Source organism: Lysobacter sp. FW306-1B-D06B (genome assembly GCF_038446665.1).
In the GTDB taxonomy this organism is placed as follows: Bacteria; Pseudomonadota; Gammaproteobacteria; order Xanthomonadales; family Xanthomonadaceae; genus Lysobacter_J.
In genome coordinates, this window is sequence record NZ_CP151802.1 from 3,737,123 (window position 1) to 3,760,893 (window position 23,771).

A 23,771-nucleotide genomic window follows, 5' to 3' on the forward strand; every position below is an offset into this window, starting at 1 on the left:
TGCGCATGGCCAAGTCAACGCCTGCGCGGCCGCGACGCGCTCGCCCCCCTACAATCGACCTGCTCCGGCGCTCCGGCAAGGCACGCCGCCGCTGCGAACGAAAGGGACAGGTGATCGATGCGCAAGCGCAGGTGGTTTGGCGGACTGGTCCTCGTACTCGCGGCGACGGTGGGCCTGATGGTCGCCCTCGACGGCGACGTGGCCGGCATGGTGCATGGCCGCGCATCGGCGACGTCGCAGCGCCATGCGGCGATCCCGGCGGCGGATCTCGAACGCGCCGGCCCCGGCCTCGCCTACTTCGCCTTCGGCGACTTTTCGTCCCTCGACACGGACACGCTGCGGGTCTCCGCGGCACCGTGGACGCTGACCAGCGCGCTTCTGGCGTTGCAGGAGACCGGCGGCGATCCGGCAACGGTGAGTCCGCGGCATGTCGAAGCGGCCCTGCGGCGTTGGGGCTTCCTCTACCCGGAGCGGATCGGCAACTGGCCATCGAACACCTTGCCGCCCGCGCAGCCGGCGCAGCCACTCGGGCAGAACCTCGGCCATGCGGAGCGCCTGCTGCCGCCTATGGCGCTGACCATCGGCAACCTGGGTTGCGCGGCCTGCCACGCCGGCGTGATGTACGACGCCCGGGGCCGTCCCGACCCGGATCGCGCATGGCTCGGTACGCCCAACACATCGCTGAACCTGGGCGCCTACACCCGGGGCCTGTACCGCGCCATGCGCGATCAGGGTGGCGACGACGCCCGCGTATGGGCCGCCATCGATCGCCTGTATCCGGACCTGGATCCGCGAGAGCGACTCACGCTGCGCTTCGTCGTCCTGCCGGAGCTGCGACGTCGCACCGCGGAACTCGGGGCCGCTGGCGCCGACGACCTGCTGCCCTTCGTCTCGGGCACGCCGGGCGCGACCAACGGCTTCGATTCACTGCGCCGCCGCCTGGGGCTGATCCCAACGGGAGAGCACGTGCCCCTCAGTGCGCTCAATTCCATTCCCGAACTCGGCGACCGCGTGATGCGCAGCCGCCTGCTCAACACCGGCGCCTATGGCGTTCCCGGCGAATCGGACGCACGACCGCTGACGCGCGACGACCTGGATGACGAACACCTGCAGGACCTCGCCGGCATCGTGGCGTACTTCACCGTGCCCAGCATGGGGGTCACTCCGGAAGCGGCGGCCTCGCACATCGGCGACGTCGCCGGGATCATGCACTGGTTGCGCGACTATCGCCCGCAGCCCTTCCCTGCCCGCGTGGATCGCACCGTCGCGGCGAACGGGCACACGCTGTACGCCGCGAACTGCGAGCGCTGCCACGGCCGCTACGACGACTCGCTGGAGCGGCCGCGACTGGTGGCGTTCCCGAACTGGGAAGGCGACGTCGGTACCGATCGCGTGCGCGCGGCGCAGTTCACGCCGCAGGTCGCGGGGGCGATCAACCGGTCCAGCTACGGCCGCCACCTCGATGTGCGCGTGGCGCAGCGCTACAGCGCACCTCCGCTGGCCGGACTCTGGTCGAGCGCGCCGTACCTGCATAACGGCAGCATTCCGACGCTGTGGCAGCTCATGGCGCCGGCCGAGCGGGCCGTCGAGTTTCCGGTGGGCGGGCACGCCCTCGACTTCACCGCGATCGGCATCGCGCTGCACTGCGATGCGCAACGGCACTGCCGCTATCCGTCGGGATACACGCCGTTCTCGGAACCGGTGACGTTCGACACGCGTCGCCCGGGCCTGGCCAACGCCGGGCACGAGCGCGAGTTCGACGGCATGAGCGACGCGGACAAGCGCGCGCTCATCGAGTACCTCAAGCTGCTGTAAGCACGTCCACCGGAAGCCGCACGCGGGCGGGCGCGGTGCCGGTGGACTTGCCGACGCGCAGCGCCGCCAGCAGGCGGCGCTGCGCGGGAAGGGACAGACGCGAGGCGATTTCCTCTGCAGCGGACGGGTCGTCGATTGCCGCCGACATCGGCCACGCGGCGAACCCCAGCGACGTGAGTTCGAGCCAACGCCGGTAGAGCACGCGCCCGGACTGGAGTGGCGATTCCTCCGCCGGACGATGCAGCAGCACGATCGCGCTGGCCGTGACACTGCGCGCGCGCTCGCCCACCAGCGCCGTCGCCAATCCCAGGCGATCCAGCCACGGGAACGCGCCGCCCAGCACCGCATGCGCGCCCGCGGCTTCCAGCACGCCCATGTGCAACGCCTCGCGATTCATGCCGTCGCGTTCGTACTGCGGATGCCGGCGCGACAGCCGCATCCAGCGGCACAGCTCCTTGCGCCATTCGCGGTCGCGCAGGAAGCCCACCGTCGCGCGATCGGCAAGGTCCGCGAGCCATGCACGATCGTGCCGAACGGTGACGAGATGCGTGTCGTCGACGGTCGATGCCCAGCGTCCCAGCGCCTGCGTCGCCTCGTGGCCCGGATCGGCGAATCCGCCCCGCCAGGTGTGTCGGTCATCGATCCATCGGGCGAGCGGATCGGCCGTCGTGGCCCCATGGGCGATCAGGCGCGCCATCGGACGCAACGCCAGCGAGGCATCCGGTCCCGGTGCCTCCTCCACCGCAGCGACGCCGATGCCCAGCGCACCCAGCGCGAGCACCGTGCCTTCCAGTGCGGCGCCGCAGGACAGGGCGAAGTCCCGATCGGTGGGATCGGCACAGGGCAAGCGGCGTGCGACGTCGCCCATCAGCAGGATCGAGCCGTCGCCCTCGAAGCGCCAGCGCGCCGGCTGCGTGTTGTGCGCAGACGGCGCCAGCCTCGCCATCTCGACCACGCGCCGCCGGGCGTCCATATCCAGCACGTTCATGCCCGCAACGCCTTGCGGAACAGGTGCAGCCGATGCAACGCCGTGGCACCCATCTTCCGCTTCTGCGCGAGGCTGGCGTGGTTGGTGTCCGAGATCCAGGTGCCGCCCAGCGTCGCGTAGCCGGCACGCTGCATGGCGCCGAGGATCCGATGCAGCACCACGGCGTTGACGCGCTGCCCCTGCAGACGGCTGATGACACCCGAGAAGATCAGCACCGCGCGGTCGCGACGCATGCGGTGGCGAAGGAAGTGCCAGGGCGTGGCCAGGCCGAGCCGCGAGCGCGTGGCACGCAGGAACGGATTGAGGTCCGGAATGCAGATGATGCAGGCGGCCGGTTCGCCGCGATGATGGAGCACGGCGGAGATGCGCGGATCCATGATCCACTTCATTTCCTTCGCCTGGAAATGGAACTCCTCCGCTGACACGGGCACGAACATCGGATTCTTCGCGAACGCGTCGTTGAGGATCACACGCGCGTCCTCCATGCGCTGGTCGATCGTGCTCCAGGTCACCGGCGCGAAGGAGAACTCCGGCGAGTCGAGGATCGCGCGCTGCGCCGGCCCCGTGAGCGACTCCAGCGCGATCGAGCCGACGCGGTTCTCGAAGGTGCTCATGGGGAAGAAGGCGGTGTAGCCGTTCTCTTCCAGCAGGCGCGGGATGTGCGGCGGATTGTGGATGAGGTCGGTGTAAGGCGGATGCTCAAAACCGCCGGTCTGCACGCCGATCTGTTGCATGGCGGTGAGGTTGAAGTTGCCGGCGATCTCGGCGAATCCACGGCTCCTTGCCCAGTCTTCGGCCGCGCCCAGCAGCGCGCGCGCCGCATCAGCGTCGTCGGCGCAGTCGAAATAGCCGAAATAGGCCCGGTCGAAGCCATGCAGCGCGTTCGACGCGGCGTGAACGTGCGCCGTGATGCGACCGAGCACGCGACCGTCCCGATGCGCGGTGAACCAGGTGAACGTCGCATCGTCCGGGAACAGCGGGTTGATGCCCGCGGCAAGGAAGCGCCGCAGGTCGCTCTTCATCGGCGAGACGTACAGGCTGTCCGGCCCGTAGGCCGAAAACGGCGCTTCGAAGAAGGCCTCGAAATCACGCTCCCTGAGCTGCAGCACATTCCCTCCCGCGTTCCGAAACGAGTTGCACCATGCGCTGCACGGCGGCCAGTTCGACCTCCGCACCCGGTGCAGCGGCAAGCACCGGCATGTTCAGCGCGGCCAGCGTCAGCGGCTCGCGCGCGATGTGCATCAGATGGCTGGCGCCGTAGCGCTGCATCAGGCTGTCGACCTGTTCGCGCGCGTTTTCGTCCAGGCCCGCTGCGTCCAGCTGCCCCGCGCGCAGCAGCGGCCGCCGCGCGAACACCCCCTGGAGCAGCGCGTGGTCGAAGTCCCGCAATTCGCCGGCGCGCAGGATCAGCAGGCCGTCGACCTGCGCGTGACGCTGCAGCCCGCCGAGGAAGGCATCCGTCCCGGACAGGTCGCCTTCCGCGAGCAGACGCAACATGCCGCGACGCCGCTCTTCCGCGCGCAGCTCGAAGCCGTCGTTGGCGATCGCGGCCAGCAGCGTGGCCGCGCTGCACACGGCCAGCGCCTGCACCGTCTGCGTCGGATCGAAGCCGGCCAACCATGCCACCGCGCCGCCAGCCGCCAGTCCGCAACCGATGAACGCAAGGAATGCACGGATGCTGTCGCGATGCGCTCGCTGACCGCGACCCAGGCCCAGCGCCAACCAGCAGAACGCGAGGATCGCGATGCCGGCCAGGCGGACCGGAATCGGAAATCCGGGGAAGCGGAAATCGGTGGCGAGCAGCGGCACGATCAACAACAGCGACAGCGCGATGCGGTCGATGCTGCGGTTCTCCAGCGCGGACAATGATGCGCGGTCGCGACCGAGCAGCAACCACGCCATCGCCAGGAATCCCAGCAACTGGAAGGCCAGCAGCGCAATCGTCCGCCACGGATACGCCCACGGCGTCGGCACCCACGCCAGCACCGCGAACACGACCGCCCCGACCACGGCAAGCGCCTTCAGAGTCGTCGGCGAATGCCGGCGCAACAGCCCTTCACAGAACAGCAGTACCGCCAGCGGCACCAGTCCGGCGGTCGTCAGCGTGAGCGCGTTGAACGGCGATGGCGCGCCCCACCACACCAGCACGCGACTGACCAGAATGACGGCCAGCACGCCCAGCCCGAACGACAGCCGCATGACCAGCCCGTCGCCGGGATGCCGGCGACGCAAGGCACTGATGAGCACCAGCAACCCGAGCGCCCCGGCAACAGAGACGAAACTGTCGGCGATCAGGTAGGCGCTCATGCCGGCGCTCCGTCGAGCAGCTTGCGGATCCCATGACGCACCAGCGGCCGCAGAACGGCGGCCGCCAGCACATTGCGCGGGTGCTCGATGCGCGCGGTGTACGGATTGAAGAACCAGCCGCGGCAATCGCAGGCGGTCGGGCGTCCCAGCAGCAGCGCGATCGTCTCGTACGCCATCAGCATGCCGGTGGTGATGACCATGGGCGCGAACGACATGCGGCTTCGTCGCCCGGCCGCGACGTCGGCCGCCAGGCCCATGTCGATGTAGTTGCGCGACGACGAGTGCAGCAGCACGTGCTCCGCCTCGCACAGGAACGCGGCGCGGCGCTGCGTCTCGTCGACCCGGTCCCAGGCGGTGTCCCGCGTGGGATAGCCCAGGCGCTCTTCCGGCATGGGCTCGTGCGGCCGCGTGACGTACACCGACGGCAGCGGCGATGCGTAGGCATCCACGACGCTGCGCTCCAGCCGGCGCGATGTGCGGTACAGCAGCAGCGACGCCGCCAGGTCGTCGGTGCCGTTCACCACCGCACCGCTACGGCGCACCGCCGCCTCGACATGGTCCGGCCAGTCCCCGTGCAGGACCGTGAGGTCGAGTTGCGGATTGATGCGACGGCACCGTTCCGCCGTCGCTTCGGCCTTGTGTTCGCCCACCGTGTCGGTGAACGCGAACACCTGCCGGTTGAGATTGGACATCTCGAAATGGTCGATGTCGGCCAGCACGAGCCGCCCGACGCCCGCCCGGGCCAGCGCGAGCACGCATGCGCCGCCCATGCCGCCGACACCGCAGACGAACACGGTCGACTCGCGCAGGCGCTGCTGTTCCTGTGCACTGACGAAACCCAGGTTGCGATCGCTGAACGTCGCGTAGTCGAATGCCTCTAGCGATTCCATGGACGCAGCCTTCCCCATTCGCGATCGCTGTCGAACCAGTGCAGCACCGGCAACGCCAGCCGCTGGACGACCAGCACGCCGGCCGACAGCAGCACCTGCGCCCACGCGGCGCGCGGCACGCTGTGCCGCAGGTAACGCACGGCGGCCTCCAGGTCCATGCGACCGAGCTGCAGGACATCGTCGCCGCGCGCGTAGTCGAGCTCGCGCGCGCAGAAGTCGTTGTAGGCCGGCTTGCGGTGCTTCTGGGCCTCGTCGAAGGTCTTCTTCAGCGCGTCCGAGCCGCCGGTGTAGGCGTTGGTGATGACGAAGCGCTGCTCGTCGAATACGGCGTCCGCGCCCACGCCGAACACGTGCCGATGGCCGGCCATGATCTGCCGCGCCGCGAGCAGCTGCACGAAACGCCGGCGCGCACCGGGATGCGGCCCCGGGAACACGTCGGAAAAAGTCTCCGCGACCATGCCGACGATGGCCGGCACCTGCGTCACGTTGGAGACCCACAGCGGCCGCATCTGCTTGCGCACCAGCAACAGGAAGCACGACAGGCCGTACAGCACCCACGACAGCCCCTGGCTGCGTACGTCGGGATCGACCATCACCAGGCCCAGGTGCAGCACTTCCTCCGGACGGCCATCGACCTCCAGCGCCATCGCGGCCATCGCGTTGAACGCCACGGGCCGGCGATCGGATCGACGGTAGACGACGGTGACGATGCTGTGCGCCAGTCGTGTGCGGTCGCCGGAGAAGACGCCGTAGGTCAGGCTGCCCGCCGGGAGGGTGCGGGATGCCACCTCGCGCAGCTCCGCGGACAGGGTGTCGAGCTCGGCCGCCGGCATCCAGCAACCGGGGCGCTCGAGAATGCGGGTGTCGAAGTCGCGGCCGGCGCGCAGGCGCACGTCCAGATACCGCTGCGCGATCGATTTAAGCCACACGCTCAGCACGTCTGCCCCTCCGGACACTCCCCGGCACTTGCGGGCCGTCCCGTCCTTGCGGCCCAGCGTGTATCTGTATCACGCCGGCCTGGGACTGTCGCCCCGGCCCCTCGGGTCCCGGCGCCAATGCGCCCTCCGGAAAAACAAACGGCGCGATCCGGAGATCGCGCCGTTCGACCACATAAGTGGTGGGCGGTACAGGGTTCGAACCTGTGACCCCTACCATGTCAAGGTAGTGCTCTACCGCTGAGCTAACCGCCCGGAATCCGGGAATCCTTCGCCGCAAACCGCTCGACGAGGGGCGCGCAGTGTAGCCCGTCGACGCGACGGCGGCAACAGGTCCGCGTGCATCCGTCCGCCGGCGCGCCGGTTCAGGCGGCGAAGCCGGCGTCCTTGATCTGCCGCAGTTGGTCGCGCACCGCCGCGGCCTCCTCGAATTCCAGGTTCTTGGCGTGCTCGTACATCTGCTGTTCGAGCGCCTTGATCCGCGCCGCGAACTGCGCCGGCGTCAGCTTGGCGTAGTCGGCCATGCTTTCGGCGACCTTGCGCGCCTTGCCGCGGCCCTTGCCGACCTCGCCCGGTTCCGCGCGCGCGCCTTCCATGATGTCCACGACGGGCTTGGCGACCGAGCGCGGCGTGATCCCGTGCTCCAGGTTGTATTCGACCTGGCGCTGGCGGCGGCGGTCGGTTTCGTCGATCGCGTGCTGCATCGACTTGGTGATGCGGTCGGCGTACAGGATCGCCTTGCCGCGCACGTTGCGGGCGGCGCGGCCGATGGTCTGGATCAGCGAGCCGGACGAGCGCAGGAAACCTTCCTTGTCGGCATCGAGGATCGCCACCAGCGACACCTCCGGCATGTCCAGGCCCTCGCGCAGCAGGTTGATGCCCACCAGCACGTCGAACTTGCCCAGGCGCAGGTCGCGGATGATCTCCACGCGCTCCACGGTGTCCACGTCCGAGTGCAGATAGCGCACGCGCACGCCGTGCTCGCCGAGGTACTCGGTGAGGTTCTCGGCCATGCGCTTGGTCAGGGTGGTGATCAGCACGCGGTCGCCCATCGCCACGCGCTCGTGGATCTCGCCCAGCACGTCGTCCACCTGCGTGCCGACCGGACGGATCTCGACCTCCGGGTCGATCAGGCCGGTCGGGCGGACGACCAGTTCGACGATCTGGTCCACCGACTTGCGCAGCTCGTAGGGGCCCGGCGTGGCGGACACGTAGATCGCGCGCGGCGAGCGGCCTTCCCACTCCTCGAAGCGCAGCGGCCGGTTGTCCAGGGCCGACGGCATGCGGAAGCCGAACTCCACCAGCGTTTCCTTGCGCGAGCGGTCGCCCTTGTACATCGCGCCGATCTGCGGAACGGTGACGTGCGATTCGTCCACCACCAGCAGCGCGTCGGGCGGCAGGTAGTCGAACAGGCACGGCGGCGGTTCGCCGGGCATGTGGCCGGTGAGGTGGCGGGAGTAGTTTTCGATGCCGTTGCAGTAGCCGACCTCGGCCAGCATCTCCAGGTCGAACTGCGTGCGCTGCGCCAGGCGCTGGGCCTCGACCAGCTTGTTCTGCGCGTACAGCTGCTCCAGGCGCTCGCGCAGCTCTTCCTTGATCGTCTCGATCGCGTCGAGCACCGTGCGGCGCGTGGTGACGTAGTGCGAACCGGGGTAGATCGTGTAGCGCGGCACCGGGCGCAGCGTCTCGCCGGTCAGCGGGTCGAACAGCGTCAGGCGCTCGATCTCGCCGTCGAACAGCTCGATGCGCAGCGCCTCGGCGTCGCTTTCGGCGGGGTGCACGTCCACCACCTCGCCGCGCACGCGGTAGGTGGCGCGGCGCAGCTCGGTGTCGTTGCGGGTGTACTGCATCTCGGTGAGGCGGCGGATCAACTCGCGCTGGTCGATGCGCTCGCCGCGCACCATGTGCAGCACCATGCGGAAGTATTCGTTCGGATCGCCCAGTCCGTAGATGGCGGACACCGTGCACACGATCAGCGCGTCGCGGCGCTCCAGCAGCGCCTTGGTCGCCGACAGGCGCATCTGCTCGATGTGCTCGTTCACCGAGCTGTCCTTCTCGATGTACGTGTCCGACGACGGCACGTAGGCTTCGGGCTGGTAATAGTCGTAGTAGCTGACGAAGTACTCCACCGCGTTGTGCGGGAAGAACGCCTTGAACTCGCCGTACAACTGCGCGGCGAGCGTCTTGTTGGGCGCCATCACGATGGTGGGCTTCTGCACCTGCTGGACGACGTTGGCAACGGTGAACGTCTTGCCCGAACCGGTCACGCCCAGCACGGTCTGCGACGCCAGCCCGCTCTCGAAACCTTCCACCAGGCGCGTAATCGCCTGTGGCTGGTCCCCGGCGGGCTGGTACGGTGCGACGAGCTGGAATCCAGCGGGGTGGAGGCTGTCGTTCATCGGCACGGCTCCGGAGAATCCTTCAGTGTAGACCGGCTAATGGATGGGGGCTGGAACGGCATTTCCCTACCCTGCCGATAGGCATGGCGCGATGCCGACGTCCGCGTGCAATGGCCACGCTGGAGCCCTCTCTCCGGCTTGCCACGCTCATGCACCATTCGAAAGGCCTGACCCTTCCTGAACTGATCGTCGCACTCGCGGTGCTGGCGATCGGCGCGACGCTGGCATGGCCGGGGTTCAGCGCGCTCATCCTGCGCACCAAGGGAACCACCGCGCTGCACCTGCTCGGCACCGCATTGGCCAGCGCGCGCATGGCCGCCGTCTCGCGGCGCGTGCCGATGACGGTGTGCCCCAGCGCGGACGGGCGGCAATGCCGGAAGGATCCGGTGTGGGAGGACGGCTGGATCGTGTACCGCGACCGGCTGGCCCGCGACCAACCCCAGTCGCAGGCGGACGTCCTCCAGCGGTTCACCATCGATCGGGACGCATTCACACTGCGCAGCACGCCCGGACGCCTGCGCGTGCGCTACATCCCCAGCGGCGCGACGGCGACCAACAACCTCACCATCCTGCTGTGCGAGCGCCGCGCACAACGCGAGGTGGGCCGGGTCGTGGTCAGCCGCCCGGGCCGCATCCGCACGCAGCGGCCCCGCGCGCTGGCGCCGGGATGCATCTTCTGAGCGGCCATGTCTTGACCTTCCCTCACGAGGCTTTACAATGCCGGTCCCCGCCCGAATAGCTCAGCCGGTTAGAGCACTTGACTGTTAATCAGGGGGTCGTTGGTTCGAGTCCAACTTCGGGCGCCAAATTCGAAAAGGGCTGCGAGAAATCGCGGCCCTTTTTCTTTGCCCATCCGCGGCCGGGCGCATGCGCCGCACGCCTGCTCCGCGCGTCCGTGCTTGGCCGGACGAATCTTTCGCAGCCCTCAAAGACGAAGGCCGCGCTTGCGCGCGGCCCTCGGTCGATCATCCGCCGGTCGATTCACCAGCAGGTGATCGGATCGGTTCCTGTCGATTCCTTCTTGCCCGTCGCATCGATCTTCAGGGTCTTGCACTTGTCCTTGTCCTGGCCGCCGCCGGCGGTCGGAACCGCCTCCAGGACCAGGGTGTTGGCGTTGTGCGTCGTCGCCTTGATCGCGTAGTACTGCGTGCCGTTGCGCGGGGACTTGCCCCACGCGCCGTCCAACGTGCCGTCTCCGCCGGGCTTGCCGAAGTCCTTGTACGTGTTGTTGACCGTGCGATAGCGCTCGGCCATCTGCATCAGCTCGATCATGTCCGCCTTCGCCTGACCACGGCGGCTCTTGCGCACCGCGTCGTTGTAGGCGGGGTATGCGATGCCCGCCAGGATGGCGACCACCGCAACCACGATCATCAGCTCGATCAGGGTGAAACCGCGTGCCGATTTCTTACCGGCCCGGCGGGACGCCACGATGCTCATCGGATCTGTCTCCAGGATTGACGACCGCAGGGTCGCACACGATACAGCGGCTGCGAACCGGCAACCGAGACGATCGCCATGCAGTATTGGTCGCCCTGTGCGTCGTACTTGGCGATGGCGGCGTCGTCCGGGTTGCCGTCGAGGCCACCCTGCTTGCCGGTGGTGAACACGCTGACATCCTTGACCGGAGCCGAGCCGTCGGTCGCGAGCGACAGGCGACCGGTGCCCTCGCCCAGGCCCGTCGCCGTCGGCGAGCCCACCTTGACGATGCCGAGCGCGCCGCCGCCGCTGAGCGTGGAGAGGCCGTACAGGTAGTTGGAGCCGCCACCGGTACATGCATCGCCGCCGCTCGGTGCGTACGAGGTGAAGTACAGGATGCCGCCCTCGATCTTCGGATAGCCGACCATGCGCTCACCTTCCTTGGTGAAGGTGCCGTCGCCCTTGGTCACGCCCAGGTCGAGGTACCAGCCGCGCTGGGTGAAGTAGTTCACCTGCGTCGACGTGATGACGAACTTGTCATTCATCGTCTGCGCCTGCAGGTTGGCGCGGGTCAGCGGAAGGGTGATCGACTCGCTCGGCATGTCCAGCACGCCGTACATGGTCTGCAGGTCGGTGTTGAGCTTGTCGTTGTTGAACGAGAAGCTGCCGGTGCCGAACAGCACCATCACGCCGCCACGCGGTCCCACGGCCGCCTCGAAGCCACCGGTGATCGGCTGGCGCGTGGTGCCATTGGTCGCACGGAACAGCGGCTTGCCGCCCAGGCCGACGCGCTTGGTGCCGGTCTCGTTGAGGTCGAAGCGCCACACGTTGCCCTGCAGGTCGCCGCCGTACACGGTGTCGACCATGCCGTCGGAACCCTGCGTGTAGCCCTTGGCCGTGCTGTTGTACTGATAGCGGTCGATGGCGACGATGTTGCCCAGGCCGTTGGCGAGGTTGTAGTTGTCTTCCTTGGCGTCGATGTATTCGACATCGCCGCTGGCCATGTCGACGATGAACAGCGTCACCGTACCGCGCGTGCCGTCGTTGGCAGCGCCGTCCGCGTTCAGGCGATTGCCGTAGCCGCCGCCGAAGATCGCCTTCCACACCGGCCTGCCGTCGGTGCCGCGCACCGGAACGATGACCGGCTTGCCCAGCACGTAGCCGATGCGGTTGCCGGCCTCGGTGGTCATCTTGTCGTTGACTTCCCACAACACGTCGCTGGCCGAGAAGCTCGACGGCGACGTCACGTTCAATCCGAACACGCTGCGGCCGCCGGCGCCGGCGGTGCCGACCAGGACCGTGTTCCAGTTCGTGCCCAGGCGCGCGTCGGAGACGACGACCGGACCGTCCACGTAGTAGCGGTGTTCGAAGTTCGGGCTCGCCGGGAACAGCAGGTTGCCCATGTAGCCGACCGAGGTCGCCGGGATGTAACCGAACTGCTCGACGCCGGTGTCGCCGTGGAAGGCGTGCAGCATGCCGTCGTTGGCGCCGACGAAGACCGTGCGCTTGCGGGTCTTCTTGGTGTCCAGGTACTTGGTGTAGCCGTAGGGGTCGTACTCGAAGCCGCCGTCGGCCTTGCGGATCAGCGTGTAGCCGTAATCGTCCGTCGGCGCCGCCACGATGGGCGTGGAGTTGATGATGTCGCCCAGCACCGTGGTGCGCGTGCGCAGCTTGGTGCCTTCCAGCGAGCGGTCACCGGCGAGGTAATGCACCGCCTCGCTGGCGCTCACGCCCAGTGCGTTGATGTCGGCGCCGGAGAGCGGGCCGCAGGTATTGGCCGCGTAGTTGGCGCACAGGGCCGCCAGCGTGCCCGGACCCGAGGTGTAGAAGTCCGCCACGGCCGGCGTGCTGTCGCCGTCGGTGGTGGCATAGAACAGCTTGCGGTCCGCCGCGGCCGGCACCTTCTGGCTGGCCGTCCAGGTGGTGGTGTAGGTGAAGGTGACCTTGCCGTCGGTGTCGGTCTGCTTGGCCGGCTTGGAGGCGACCACGTCGCCATACCAGTCCACGCCGTTGCGGTTGAAGCGCGGCGTGACCGAGAGCGAGTTGTCGCCCAGTCGCGAACCGGTGATCGCCAGGCTGCCCGACACGCCGCCGCCCACGCCCACCGAGGCGAGCACGTTGCGCATCGCGGTGGTGATGTCGGCCGGCGTCTGCGCGTTGATGTACTGGCCGCGCGCGTTCATCGTCGCGTGCCAGATCTCGTCGACGGTGTTTTCGTTGTCGTCGGTGCGCTGCTCCCATGCCGGCGAGGACGTCAGCGCCAGCGCTTCCTTCGTGGCCAGGGCGCCGTTGTTGGTGCCGTCGGCCTTCACGCCGTACGTCACACCGAACAGCTTGCCCTTCGCGCCGAGCGTGATGCCGTAGAAGTTCATGTGCAGGTTGGTGTTGCAGTCCAGCCCGCGCTTGTCGCCCGTGCCTTCGCACAGCGTCGGGTTGGCGGTCGGCACCTTGCCCGCAGCATACGTGCCCGAGCGCAGACGCGTGTTGTAGAAGTAGGCAGCGATGTCGGCCATCGTGCTGCTGTGGCCATCGTTGAACGGCGTGCCCATGGCGCTGTCGGCGTTGCCGTACGCGGTCGTGGTGTCCTTGAAGCCGCCCTTGCCGTCGGGCACCTGGGTGTAGGTCGGGCCGCCCTGGTTGCTGTAGCCGTCGGTGAACAGCATGCCGGCGTTCTTCTGGCAGGCATTCTGGATGATCGACGTATTGGTCTCGAACTGGTTGCCGATGTGCGCGACCGCCCTGCGGTTGGGCGTGCTGCCGTCGGCGGCGAGCTTGACCACCTCGGTGTACAACGCCTTCTTGTCCGCGAGCGTGTCCATGTCACGCATCGTCAAGTCTTTCAGCGTCGCGTTGATCGTGAAATAGCCGACGCGCAGCTTCTCGGTGTCCTTCAGCGAGCGCGTCAGGCCCGCCACCATCGCGCGATTGCGGTTGCCGTAGAAGCTGAACCAGTTGGCGAAGTTCTGCTTGGCTGCCGCGTCGACGGGAACGTACTTGTACAGCGAGCAATTCGTGCCGCACGCGTCCTTGACCTCGACGGCCGCCGTGTACCCCGTGATCGTGCGGTTTTCCTTGAGGAAGACGACGGCCGGCGTGTATTCGATGGCGATCGGCTGCGCGCCGCTGTTCCAGGTCAGGTCCGTGGCGCCGACGGTGTAGCTCTTGTCCACGCCGCCATTCCAGCGCGTGCAGTTACCGTTGTTCCACTGGTCGCACTTGAAGGTGGTGTAGTTCGTGCCCGCCGGCAGCTTCATGTCGTTCTGGATGAAGAAGCTCTCGCCGACGGTCTTCTCGTAGCGAGCCTCGAACAGCTTCACCTTGTCCGTCTTGCGCGGGTCGACCAGCGTTTCGCTGGTACTGGCATTGTCGTAGTCCGTCAGCGTGTCGCCCACATACTTGACCCAGCGATCGTAGGTCACGTCCGGATTGAAGTACGTCGGGTTATAGGCCGGCGAGCGCGCGAAGCCGTAGATATCGAACGGCGGAATGCCGTAGTAGTTGTTGATGCGAGGCCCCGGCAGCACGTACAGGTAATCGCAGGTGCCGGACTTACGCAGCGCGGTTCCGTCGAAGAAGCTCTTGGCACTGGTGCTCCAGCAGCCCTCGCCGTCCTTGCCGGGGAACATGGTCTGGAAGGTCATCGAACCGGAATCGTCGATGGCCATGATGAAGTTCGGGGACACCGTGGCGCCCAGGTGCATCGGCTCCTGCGCCAGCGTGCCGTCGCCCTGGCGCGTGGCGTTGGCGTCCACGTGACTCAGGACCAGCAGGCCTGCTGCGCCGGCGGCGGCTACGGAAACGATGAGCAATCGTTCGAGGTTCATAGGGTGCAGCCCTTAAGGCATGAAGACGGTTTCGATCGCGGCGTCCGAACTCGGAGCGGCCTTCTGATCGGTCGAAAATGCGGAGACCTGCCAGATCATCGGCTTCTCGTTCACCGGCGCGGTGCCCTGCGCGATGGAGAAACCGGGCGTGCATTCGTTCAGGCGCGTGGCGACGAGCGCGGTGTCCGGATCGTCGTCATTGGCGCGCAGGTCCGCCCAGGAACTGCCGCGGACGGGATTGGGATCGTCGCAACGACGCTCCTCGTCGCGCTCGCCGGCGCGGGGCGAGAAGCGGCTGTCCGCATTGACCTGCACTTCGACCTGGCGCGCCAGGCCTTCGGCGCGCTGGAAGGCGATGTTGACGGCGCGATAGTTGGACGCCATGCGTTCCTGCAGCGCCGCCACCTGCATGCCGACGACGCCCAGCAGCGAGAGCAGCACCAGGAAGATCAGCGCGACATACAGCACGGCGCCGCGCTGGCGATTGGGGAAGTTGTAGGAAGAACGATGCATGGGTGGCAGCCTCAGTTGCCAAACAGTCGGTTGCGCAGCACCACCGTCGTCTCGTAGACGGAGCGGTAGTGGCCATCGCGGCGGGTGTCGCCGGCGCCACGCTGCATCTTCACGCCCAGCACCACGGGCGTGACGGTGGCCTGGTCGGAGGCGGAGCGGTCGGAGCTGCGCATCAGCAGGCCGACCTGCAGTGCGCCGACGCGGCGCCACTCATCGGACTGCGCATTGGTGGGGTTGTTGTTCGGCGCGGCGTTCACCGTGCCGGCGGTGCGCACGCGCTCGATGTTGCCGCGCGGCAGGTTGGCGGGCAGGTTCTCGTCCATGCCGTAGAGCAGCTGCATGGAGTCGACGCCTTCGACGAGTTCTTCCGTCACGAACTTCACGTTGGCGCCGTCCACGAGCGCGCGCGCACGATACAGCGCCGGCGGCTGGGTTCCGTCGACATTGGTGCCGGCACCGACACCGACGTAGTAGACGACCGTCTCCGCGCGGTAGAGCACCGGCTTGTTCGTGGCGCCGTCGAAGCTCCACTCGTCGCCGATCAGGCCGCTGGCGTTGAGGCCGGCCACCTTGACGTCCATGACGCCGGTGGTCGCATCGACCGCGTCGGTGGCGAAGATGCTCACCTGCTGGCAGTCCGCCAGTGCGAACAGCCCCGTGGAATCGGCGGTGGCCACCGTCGAGCCGTAGCTGTCCGGGGTGATCTTGTAGGCCGTCGTCGAGGTCGCGGTCAGCGTGGCGGGCACGCCGTCGCGCGAGAGGAAGCGCACAACCACGATGTCACTGCCCGGAACCGGCTTCAGGTCCGCGATGGGCTTGGGCAGCGCCGGCACCCACTGGTTGGCATTGCCGGCGACCGGCGTGCCTTCGGCAAGCGTCACGGTGTCCGCGGGACCGGTGGCCTGTGCTTCGAAGCCCTGCACACCCAGGTCGAAACGCAGCTGGAACTTGGTGTCGTTGAGCGCGGTGAAGGCGCGGTTGTCGCGCTGCGTCTTGTCCAGGAACCACAGGTTCATGCCCTGGCGGCTGGCGTCGGTGGAGCCCGGGCTTTCCGGCGCCATGTGCGACTGGTCGTTGACGCAGCCCATGTGGCCGGCCATGCGCAGGTCGCGCTGCAGGAAGTCCACGGCGAAGCGCGCGTTTTCCTGCGTGCGCGCAACACCGGTGGAGAGCTGGTAGGCGGCGCGCGAGGCGCTCATCACCTGCACCAGGCCCAGCAGCAGGATCAGGCCGATGACCATGGCGATCATCAGTTCGATCAGCGAAAGACCGGCGGCGTTGCGTCGGCTCGACGGATACAGGTTCTTCATAGCAGCGTCACCACCTGGAACGTCACCTTCTGGCCGGTGCCCTTTGCGTTTTCGGCGGCGTTGTCCTCACGACCCACGTCGTCCACCCAGGTCAGATCGACCGTGGCGGTGTAGCCGATGGCGTCGTTGCCCGCGACCTGGACCCTGCCGACGCCGCCCGGCAGCTGCGAAACCACGTCGCAGCGCCAGCGTTCGATGTTCTTCTGTGCGGTCGCTTCGCCTTCGCCGAGCTTGCTGCAGCCGCCGGCCGGCGGGGTCACGCCGGCGAAGGAGGCCTCGTCCAGGCGGTTGTAGACGACCAGGTGGCGCGGATTGGAGCGCATCATGTCGATGACCTCCGTCGCCAGGTTCGTGGCCATCGTGCGGTGCTCGGCGCTGCTGGTGTAACGCACGTTCAACACCTGCAGGAACGCCAGGCCGAGCAGGCCCAGCGCGAGCACGAGCAACGCGATGAGCACTTCGATGAGGGAGAAACCCGCTTGTCCGCGGGGGGCCGAAGGAGGACGTCGGATCACGCGCACGCTTGCTTCTCCAGTCGGGTTTGGCCGGGCTTGGTGACCTTGAGCTGGCGCTGGTACTGCTCACCCGTCTTGCACTTGGTGGCCTTCACGGTGAAATCGACCGCATGGGCGGCGCGACCGGAGCGGCCGAACACGACCACGTCGACGTTGCCCGCCGGCTCGTTGGCGCCCGGCGCCGCGGTGAAGGTCAGCGCCTCGTTGCCCTCGAAGAAGCGCAGCACGCTGTCGCCGGCGGACCAGCCGCCGCTGCCGTCCTGGTCGGTGAAGGCGATGAAGCCGGTGCTCCAGTCGCTGCCCTCGCACGCAGTGCCGGCCTTGGACGGACACACGCCCGCGCCGCGATTGCTGCGGATGGCTTCGCTGCGCGCCAGGTTGAAGGCCGCGATCAGGCTGTTGGTCGACGTGGCGACGCGGTTGGACTTGATCACGTTCGAAAACGACGGATACGCGAGCATCGACCCGACGGCGAGCACGGCGATCGTGATCATGAGCTCGACGAGGGTGAACCCTCGGCTCGTGGATCTGGTCATGGACTGGAATTCCCCTTACACCCCGAGGGCCATCGTTCCCCGCCTGCCGCCCGGGCACAAGCGCACCCGGGACGAGCGGTCGTATCGGCCGATGGGCGTCGAAGCGGTTGTGATGCCCGTCTCCCCCGGCCTGCCGGCGCTATGGCCCCCGCCACGGGCCGGCAGGCAATATGGTGGCCCGGCGCCCGCGCGACTGCAGTGCTCCAATGCCCAATTCGCAACCCGCACACAGCCCGCTGGATGCTTTGTGGCAGCCGTCCGCCATCGTCTGGACCATGTTGTCCGGCGAGGCGCTGGCGCTGCTGCTGGCACTGGCCCCGGGACTGGACGAGCAGCGCCTGCGCTATTTCGTCCTGATGTCGGTGGCGATCCAGTGGGTGCTGCTGTGGAGCATCGCGACGCTGTACCTGGTGCGCAAACCGATCCGGTCACTGCCGCCGCAGCGCATCGCCTACGTGGTGCTGGCGATCCTGTTGATCAGCACCTGGGTGATCACCGCCGCGATCGGCTTCTTCTTCCGTGAAGGCTGGGGCATGGACCTGAGCGAGTGGCATTGGGCCCAGTGGCGCCTGATCGGGATGGTCATGACGGTGGGCGTGATCGGCATCGCGGTGTTCCAGAGCCAGTGGCGCGCGCGGCAGCTCGCGCTGCGCGCGAAGCAACTGGAGTTGGAAGCGCTGCAGGCCAGGATCCGCCCGCACTTCCTGTTCAACACGCTGAACACGGGCGCGGCCCTGGTCCATCGACGACCGGAGGAAGTCGAGCGTCTGCTGCTGGACCTGGCCGACCTGTTCCGCGCCGCGCTCGCCGGGCCGCGCGACATTACGCTGGAAGAGGAACTCGCCCTCGCCCGCCGTTACCTGGAGATCGAATCGCTGCGCTTCGGCGAGCGCCTGCGCATCGTGTGGAAACTGCCTCGCGAGATGCCCGCGGTGATGGTGCCCGCACTGTCGATCCAGCCGCTGGTCGAAAACGCCATTCGCCACGGCATCGAACGCCGGCCGGACGGCGGCGAGCTGGAGATTTCCGTGTCGACGATGCCCGAGACGGTGGTCGTGCGGATCGTGAATCCACTGCCCAGCGGCGGCGAGAACCGCCCCGGCCACCACGTCGGCCTCAATGCCTCGCAGGTGCGGATCGAAGCACTGACCGGCGGGCGTGGCAGCGTGCTCACGCAACTGGAAGGCAAGCGGTTCATCGCAACCGTGCGTCTGCCGGCAAACCCTTGAAACAAACGCCCTCTCCCGCGCTCGGGAGAGGGCTGGGGTTCGGCCTTACGCCACCACGCGATAGCAGGGCTTGTACTCGCCCGCGATCTTCATGCGGCGCTGTTCGACGAAGGCGCGAAGCAGTGCGTCGAGCGACTGCATCATGTCCGGATCGCCGTGGATCTCGAACGGTCCGAACTGCTCGATGCGACGCATGCCGTCTTCCTTCACGTTGCCGGCGACGATGCCGGAGAACGCGCGGCGCAGGTCCGCCGCCAGTTCGTGCGGCTTGCGGCCGTGGTGCAGGTCGAGCGAGGCCATCGCCTCGTGGGTGGGCACGAAGGGACGCTGGAACGTCAGCGGGATGTCGATCGACCAGTTGAAGAAGAACGAGTCCTTCTGCGCGATGCGGTGCTCGCGAACTTTGCGGATGCCGGTGGCCATGTGCTTGGCCACCTTGTCCGGATCGCCGATGACGATCTCGTAGCGCTGCGTCGCCGCCTCGCCCAGCGTGAGGCGGATGAACTTGTCGATCTGCTCGAAATACGGCGCCGCGCCGGTCGGGCCGGTGAGGATCAGCGGGAACGGCAGGTGCGCGTTCTCTTCGCGCAGCAGGATGCCGAGCAGGTAGAGGATCTCTTCCGCCGTGCCGACGCCACCCGGGAACACGATGATGCCGTGGCCCAGGCGCACGAACGCTTCGAGACGTTTCTCGATGTCCGGCATGATCACCAGGTGGTTGACGATCGGGTTCGGCGATTCGGCCGCGATGATGCCCGGCTCGGTGATGCCGATGTAGCGCGTCTTGAATCGACGCTGCTTGGCGTGCGCGATCGTCGCGCCCTTCATCGGCCCCTTCATCGCGCCCGGGCCGCAGCCGGTGCAGATGTCCAGCCCGCGCAGGCCCAGCTCGTACCCGACCTGCTTGGTGTAGACGTATTCGTCGCGCGAGATCGAATGGCCGCCCCAGCACACGACCAGGTTCGGATCGGTCGGGTGCAGGATTCGCGCATTGCGCAGCAGGCCGAACACGCCGTCGGTGATGCCGTCGGTGCTGTCGAGGTCGCGCTTGGCGTCGGGGCCCAGCTCGATCACGGTGTAGGCCAGGTCGCGCACGACGGCGAAGAGCAGTTCGGCGACGCCGCGAATGATCTCGCCGTCGACGAAGGCCATTGCGGGCGCATGGTGCAGGTCGATGCGCATGCCGCGATCCTGCTGGTGCACTTCGATGTCGAATTCGGGGTACAGCTCGCGCGCGGCGCGCGGGTCGTCGGACGCGCTGCCGCTGGTCAGCACCGCCAGCGCACAGCGGCGCAGCAGGTCGTGCATGCCGGTGGAAACATCGCGCAGACGGGCGACCTCGTCGCGTGAAAGGACATCCAGTCCGCCCTTCGGGTAGATGCGCGCGTTCACGGTGGGAAGGGTGGTTTCGATGGGGGTTGCGGTGCTCATTGCCTTCTCTGTGTTCTTCTCGTTACGTGCTTGTCGTTCTTTGGCCCTGCGACTCTAGCCCCCTGCCCCACAAAAAGAAAACGGCCGGGAGGTCCCGGCCGTTTTCGACAACGCATCAAGTCCGCTGGATCAGAACTCGTAGCGCACGCCCACCGACATCGACCACTGCGAGATGCCGTTGGTCTGGCCGTCCGCGTTGGTCGGGATGCCCTTCGCGGTCGTCTGGCCGAACTCCTGGCCATTCGGGCCGTTGCCGCGGTAGCTGTACACGTACTTGCCGGTCGCCGGGTCGATGCCGACCAGGGTGGCGGCTGCGACGTTGGCGTTGAAGCCGTAGTCGATGACGTGGCCCCAATCCTTGTTCAACAGGTTGCCGATGTTCTGGATGTCGAACCAGATCTGCGACTTGTGGCCCTTGAAGAAGCCCGGCAGCTCCTGGCTGATGCGCACGTCGAAGGTGTTGACCCAGCTGGCGCGGAAGGCGTTCTCCGGAGCCACCTGACCCTTGTAGGCGTTCAGGTCCGTCTGCGTGCCCAGCCAGGTCCAGAACGCCTGCTCCATCGCCGGGTTCGCCACGAAGCGGTTCTGCGCGTTGAACGAACCGAACAGCACATCGCCCGGGCCCGCCGGCACGTAGAACAGGTCGTTGAAGGTGCGAGCGTCGCCGTTCGCGTCGCCGTTGAAGATGTAGCTGTACGGACGACCGCTGCGGCCTTCGTAGAACAGGCCGACGTGGGTGTTGTAGTCGCCGAAGAACTTGTGGTCCCAGTTCAACGTGCCGGCGATGCGGTCGCGGATCTCGTAACGGGCGGTCGAGCTGGTCGGCTCGTTGATGTTGAAGCCCAGCTGCGAACCGTAGCCCGAACCCGCGGTCGAGCTGGTCAGCGCCGACACTTCCTCGGCGTTGGTGTAGGTGTAGTACAGGCTCCACGACCAGTCGGTGTCGTCGCTGAAGGGCTTGCTCAGGCCGACGGTGAACTGCTGGCCCTTGCCCTTGCCGGTGTTCTCCAGCTGGTAGACGTCACCGAAGTAGCTGTTGTTGCCGAAGCGCGGCGTGGCGTTCTTGAGCGGCGAGTTCGGGTTGAAGTACAGCGTGCGGCCATCGGGACCGGTGAAGCCCGGGCCGACGTTGAGCGAGCGGTAGAACAGGCCGTTCTTGACGTCGGTCATCAGCAGCTCGGCCGACGCGACGATGCCGTCCCACGGCGTCTCGACGTCCATGGCCAGGTTCGCCTTCCACACCGACGGCAGATCGAAGTCTTCCGAGATGAGGTTGACGTTGCGGATGCCGGTGCCCGTCGCCGGGATCGGCTGGTTCAGGCCGTCACCGCTGAAGTTCACGCCGTTGTTGCAACCGGTGGTGGGGTTCCAGCCGTTGGCGCCGGTGCCCATGCAGTTGATGACCTGCGTGTTCGTGGCCGACCACGTGCCCGGGGTGCCGTAGGCGACGTAGTTCATGCCCGTGCTGCTGTACGAGTTGCCGACCCACACCTGCGGCGCATCACCCTGGAACAGGCCCACGCCACCGCGCAGCTGCGCCGGACGCTCCCAGTCGAAGGTGTAGTTGAAGCCGAAGCGCGGCTGGATGATGTAGTCGTCGCTGTACGTGCTGGTGTTGTCCAGACCGAAGCCGCCGTTCGGGCAGCTGGCCGGGCCGGTGCCGTTGGCCACGCGCGGCGAGGCGAAGCACGGGTTGAACGGCGGAGCCGGCGTCGCTTCCGGACGGTCGGCGCGCACGCCGGCACTCAGCGTCAGGTTCGGCGAGACATACCACGTGTCCTGCACGAAGAAGGCCAGGCGCTTGTCCTTGTAGCGCGCGGCGATCGCGTCCGGATCGGCCGGGTTGGTCTGCAGGTCGTAGTCGAAGTACTGGCCGCGACGCAGGTTGCCGAAGTCGGAGACACCGTTCACCTTCGGCACGTAGAAGCTGTAGTTGCCCCACGAGTCCTGCAGGAAGAAGTTGTAGATCTCGTTTTCGCTGTACTCGGCGCCGACCTTGAGGTCGTGGTCGCCCAGCGACCAGGTGCCGGCCGCGAAGTAGTTCCAGGTTTCGGTCAGCAGCGTGTTGCCCGGCGAGCTGCGCTCGGTGCCCAGGCGGATGGCGTCACCGGTGTTGATGGCCGTGGCCGGGTTGCCGTCGTCGAAGAAGACGCTGATGCTCGGCGCGGTGGTCGGGCTGACGCGGATCGCCGAGTAGTCGCGGTAGGAGGCCTTGAACTCGGTGGAGAAGGTGTCGGTCCAGTCGCTGAAGAGCTGGCCGACGTAGCTTTCCACGGTCTTGACGTGGTTGTACCAGTTGGAGCTCAGCGCCAGCACGCTGGCGGTGGAGGCTTCCGGACGCACGCGGTTCTGCTCGAGCTTGCTGTAACGCAGGCTGGCACGGTGGGCGTCGTTGATGTTCCAGTCGATCTTGAGCGCGTACTCCTCCAGCTCCGTGTCGCCGGTGCCGCTGGTGCTGCCCGGGTCGAAGCCCCACACGCTGCGCGCGATGTCCTGCACGGTGCCGACGTCGGCGGCGGTGAAGTCCGCGCCCACGGCCAGCGGGTTGGTGCCCTGGTCCTTGCCGGCCGGGCCGATGTCGGTCTGCTTGAACTTCTCGTAGTTGGCGAAGAAGAACAGCTTGTCCTTGATCAGCGGACCACCGAAGGTCATGCCGTAGGTCGTCTCGTCCTTGAACTCGTCGAACGGCAGGCCGGTGATGTCCAGCGTGCTGCCCGCAACGCGGGCCGGGTAGTCGCCGAACCAGTCGCCATCACGGTAGTAACCGTAGATGGTGCCGTGGAATTCGTTGGTGCCCGACTTGGTGACGGCGTTGACGTTGGCGCCTGCAGCGCCCGAGAACGACACGTCGTAGTTGGACACGTTGACGTCGATGGCCTCGATCGCGTCCATCGACACCGGCTGGCGCTGGGTCGGCATGTTGTTGCCTTCCAGGCCGAAGGTGTCGCTGGCCGAGACGCCGTCGATGGTGATCTTGTTGAAGCGCGGGTTCTGGCCGCCGGCGGAGATGGAGCCCGACGCGCGGTCGGTGACCGCCAGGCGCGGATCCAGGCGCATGTAGTCCTGGATGTTGCCGTTGACCGATGGCAGCGACTCGATGGTCTGGCGGCTGACGCTCGTGCCCGCGCCCATCTTGGTCGCGCTGAAGACGTCGGAGCCGCCGACCGCAACCGCGGTAACGGCGTCGAGCGTGGTGAGGTCGCCGGTAAGCGCGGCGTTGATCGTGTTGACCTTGTTCAGATCGAGGAAGACGTTGTCCTCGGTCTTGGTGCCCTCACCCGGCTTGGTGATGTTGACCGTGTACGGGCCGCCGACGCGCAGGCCGCGCGCGGAGTAGCGGCCGCTCGCGTCGGTGGTCGCGCGGCTCACGGTTCCGGATTCGACGTGAGTGATGGTGACTTCTGCGCCGGCGACGGGCTGGCCGTCGGTGCGGGTCACCATGCCGCCGACGCCGGCGGACGTGGCCTGCGCGAACACCGGTGCGGATGCGAGTGCGGCGAGCAGGCCAAGCGTGAGCTTGGACATGCGGACGCGGTTGGTCTGGGTCATACGATGGCCTCGGTATTGTTCACAAGAGGAAAGCGAGGCACGACCCCGGTCGTACCCGCGCGAGAAATTCTTGGTTTCGCCCCCTGGGGCGCCGGGGCCGGAGCCCCGCCGTTA

17 protein-coding genes and 2 tRNA genes are annotated in these 23,771 nt (G+C 67.4%); 4 read left to right on the forward strand and 15 right to left on the reverse strand.

What is annotated here, in order from left to right; genetic code table 11:
- Positions 1-117 precede the first annotated feature (117 nt).
- The gene (locus AAFF32_RS17335) at positions 118-1,815 is read left to right on the forward strand and encodes a hypothetical protein (protein ID WP_342315864.1); all 1,698 of its coding nucleotides are present in this window, start codon (positions 118-120) and stop codon (positions 1,813-1,815) included.
- Here the strand turns inward: AAFF32_RS17335 and AAFF32_RS17340 are convergent.
- From AAFF32_RS17340 to uvrB, 7 genes are all read right to left on the reverse strand, one after another.
- A complete protein-coding gene (locus tag AAFF32_RS17340; RefSeq protein WP_342315865.1) occupies positions 1,802-2,803 on the reverse strand; it encodes a hypothetical protein in 1,002 nt (333 codons plus the stop codon). The genes AAFF32_RS17335 and AAFF32_RS17340 overlap by 14 nt on opposite strands.
- Positions 2,800-3,912 (reverse strand): hypothetical protein, encoded by a 1,113-nt coding sequence (locus AAFF32_RS17345; protein WP_342315866.1) that lies wholly within the window; start codon positions 3,910-3,912, stop codon positions 2,800-2,802. The genes AAFF32_RS17340 and AAFF32_RS17345 overlap by 4 nt, the downstream gene beginning before the upstream one ends.
- A complete protein-coding gene (locus tag AAFF32_RS17350; RefSeq protein ID WP_216962994.1) occupies positions 3,890-5,110 on the reverse strand; it encodes a hypothetical protein in 1,221 nt (406 codons plus the stop codon). The genes AAFF32_RS17345 and AAFF32_RS17350 overlap by 23 nt, the downstream gene beginning before the upstream one ends.
- Positions 5,107-6,000, reverse strand: a complete 894-nt coding sequence (locus AAFF32_RS17355; RefSeq protein WP_342315867.1) for a ThiF family adenylyltransferase — start codon at positions 5,998-6,000, stop codon at positions 5,107-5,109. The genes AAFF32_RS17350 and AAFF32_RS17355 overlap by 4 nt, the downstream gene beginning before the upstream one ends.
- The gene (locus AAFF32_RS17360) at positions 5,988-6,938 is read right to left on the reverse strand and encodes a hypothetical protein (protein WP_216963000.1); all 951 of its coding nucleotides are present in this window, start codon (positions 6,936-6,938) and stop codon (positions 5,988-5,990) included. The genes AAFF32_RS17355 and AAFF32_RS17360 overlap by 13 nt, the downstream gene beginning before the upstream one ends.
- 177 nt (positions 6,939-7,115) lie before the next feature.
- Positions 7,116-7,190: transfer RNA gene (locus AAFF32_RS17365), tRNA-Val, on the reverse strand.
- A gap of 110 nt (positions 7,191-7,300) precedes the next feature.
- Complete coding sequence (gene uvrB / locus AAFF32_RS17370) at positions 7,301-9,334, reverse strand: excinuclease ABC subunit UvrB (RefSeq protein ID WP_216963003.1); 2,034 nt, start codon at positions 9,332-9,334, stop codon at positions 7,301-7,303.
- Positions 9,335-9,483: 149 nt separating this feature from the next.
- Between uvrB and AAFF32_RS17375 the strand changes: the two genes are divergently transcribed.
- Both AAFF32_RS17375 and AAFF32_RS17380 read left to right on the forward strand, forming a co-directional pair.
- Positions 9,484-10,014 carry a GspH/FimT family pseudopilin gene (locus AAFF32_RS17375; RefSeq protein ID WP_216963006.1) on the forward strand — a complete coding sequence of 177 codons (531 nt, stop codon included), beginning with the start codon at positions 9,484-9,486 and terminating at the stop codon, positions 10,012-10,014.
- A gap of 49 nt (positions 10,015-10,063) precedes the next feature.
- Positions 10,064-10,140, forward strand: a tRNA-Asn gene (locus AAFF32_RS17380).
- Positions 10,141-10,315: 175 nt separating this feature from the next.
- Here the strand turns inward: AAFF32_RS17380 and AAFF32_RS17385 are convergent.
- From AAFF32_RS17385 to AAFF32_RS17410, 6 genes are read right to left on the reverse strand one after another with little or no spacing between them, the layout of a single operon-like run.
- Positions 10,316-10,771 (reverse strand): type IV pilin protein, encoded by a 456-nt coding sequence (locus tag AAFF32_RS17385; RefSeq protein ID WP_216963009.1) that lies wholly within the window; start codon positions 10,769-10,771, stop codon positions 10,316-10,318.
- Entirely contained in the window at positions 10,768-14,574 is a 3,807-nt protein-coding gene (locus tag AAFF32_RS17390) for a PilC/PilY family type IV pilus protein (protein ID WP_342315868.1), read from the reverse strand. The genes AAFF32_RS17385 and AAFF32_RS17390 overlap by 4 nt, the downstream gene beginning before the upstream one ends.
- Before the next feature lie 12 nt (positions 14,575-14,586).
- Entirely contained in the window at positions 14,587-15,087 is a 501-nt protein-coding gene (locus tag AAFF32_RS17395; protein ID WP_216963015.1) for a PilX N-terminal domain-containing pilus assembly protein, read from the reverse strand.
- A gap of 11 nt (positions 15,088-15,098) precedes the next feature.
- Positions 15,099-16,397 (reverse strand): PilW family protein, encoded by a 1,299-nt coding sequence (locus tag AAFF32_RS17400; protein WP_216964251.1) that lies wholly within the window; start codon positions 16,395-16,397, stop codon positions 15,099-15,101.
- The gene (gene pilV / locus AAFF32_RS17405; RefSeq protein WP_342315869.1) at positions 16,394-16,918 is read right to left on the reverse strand and encodes a type IV pilus modification protein PilV; all 525 of its coding nucleotides are present in this window, start codon (positions 16,916-16,918) and stop codon (positions 16,394-16,396) included. The genes AAFF32_RS17400 and pilV overlap by 4 nt, the downstream gene beginning before the upstream one ends.
- Positions 16,909-17,448 (reverse strand): GspH/FimT family pseudopilin, encoded by a 540-nt coding sequence (locus AAFF32_RS17410; RefSeq protein WP_216964255.1) that lies wholly within the window; start codon positions 17,446-17,448, stop codon positions 16,909-16,911. Before AAFF32_RS17410 ends, pilV begins: the two co-directional genes overlap by 10 nt.
- A gap of 206 nt (positions 17,449-17,654) precedes the next feature.
- On the opposite strand from AAFF32_RS17410, the gene AAFF32_RS17415 reads away from it, so the two are divergent.
- The gene (locus AAFF32_RS17415) at positions 17,655-18,677 is read left to right on the forward strand and encodes a histidine kinase (protein ID WP_216963018.1); all 1,023 of its coding nucleotides are present in this window, start codon (positions 17,655-17,657) and stop codon (positions 18,675-18,677) included.
- A 45-nt stretch (positions 18,678-18,722) separates the two neighbouring features.
- On the opposite strand, the gene ppnN is transcribed toward AAFF32_RS17415, so the two are convergent.
- A complete protein-coding gene (ppnN, locus tag AAFF32_RS17420; protein WP_342315870.1) occupies positions 18,723-20,108 on the reverse strand; it encodes a nucleotide 5'-monophosphate nucleosidase PpnN in 1,386 nt (461 codons plus the stop codon).
- A 129-nt stretch (positions 20,109-20,237) separates the two neighbouring features.
- A complete protein-coding gene (locus tag AAFF32_RS17425; RefSeq protein ID WP_342315871.1) occupies positions 20,238-23,657 on the reverse strand; it encodes a carboxypeptidase regulatory-like domain-containing protein in 3,420 nt (1,139 codons plus the stop codon).
- Positions 23,658-23,771 lie beyond the last annotated feature (114 nt).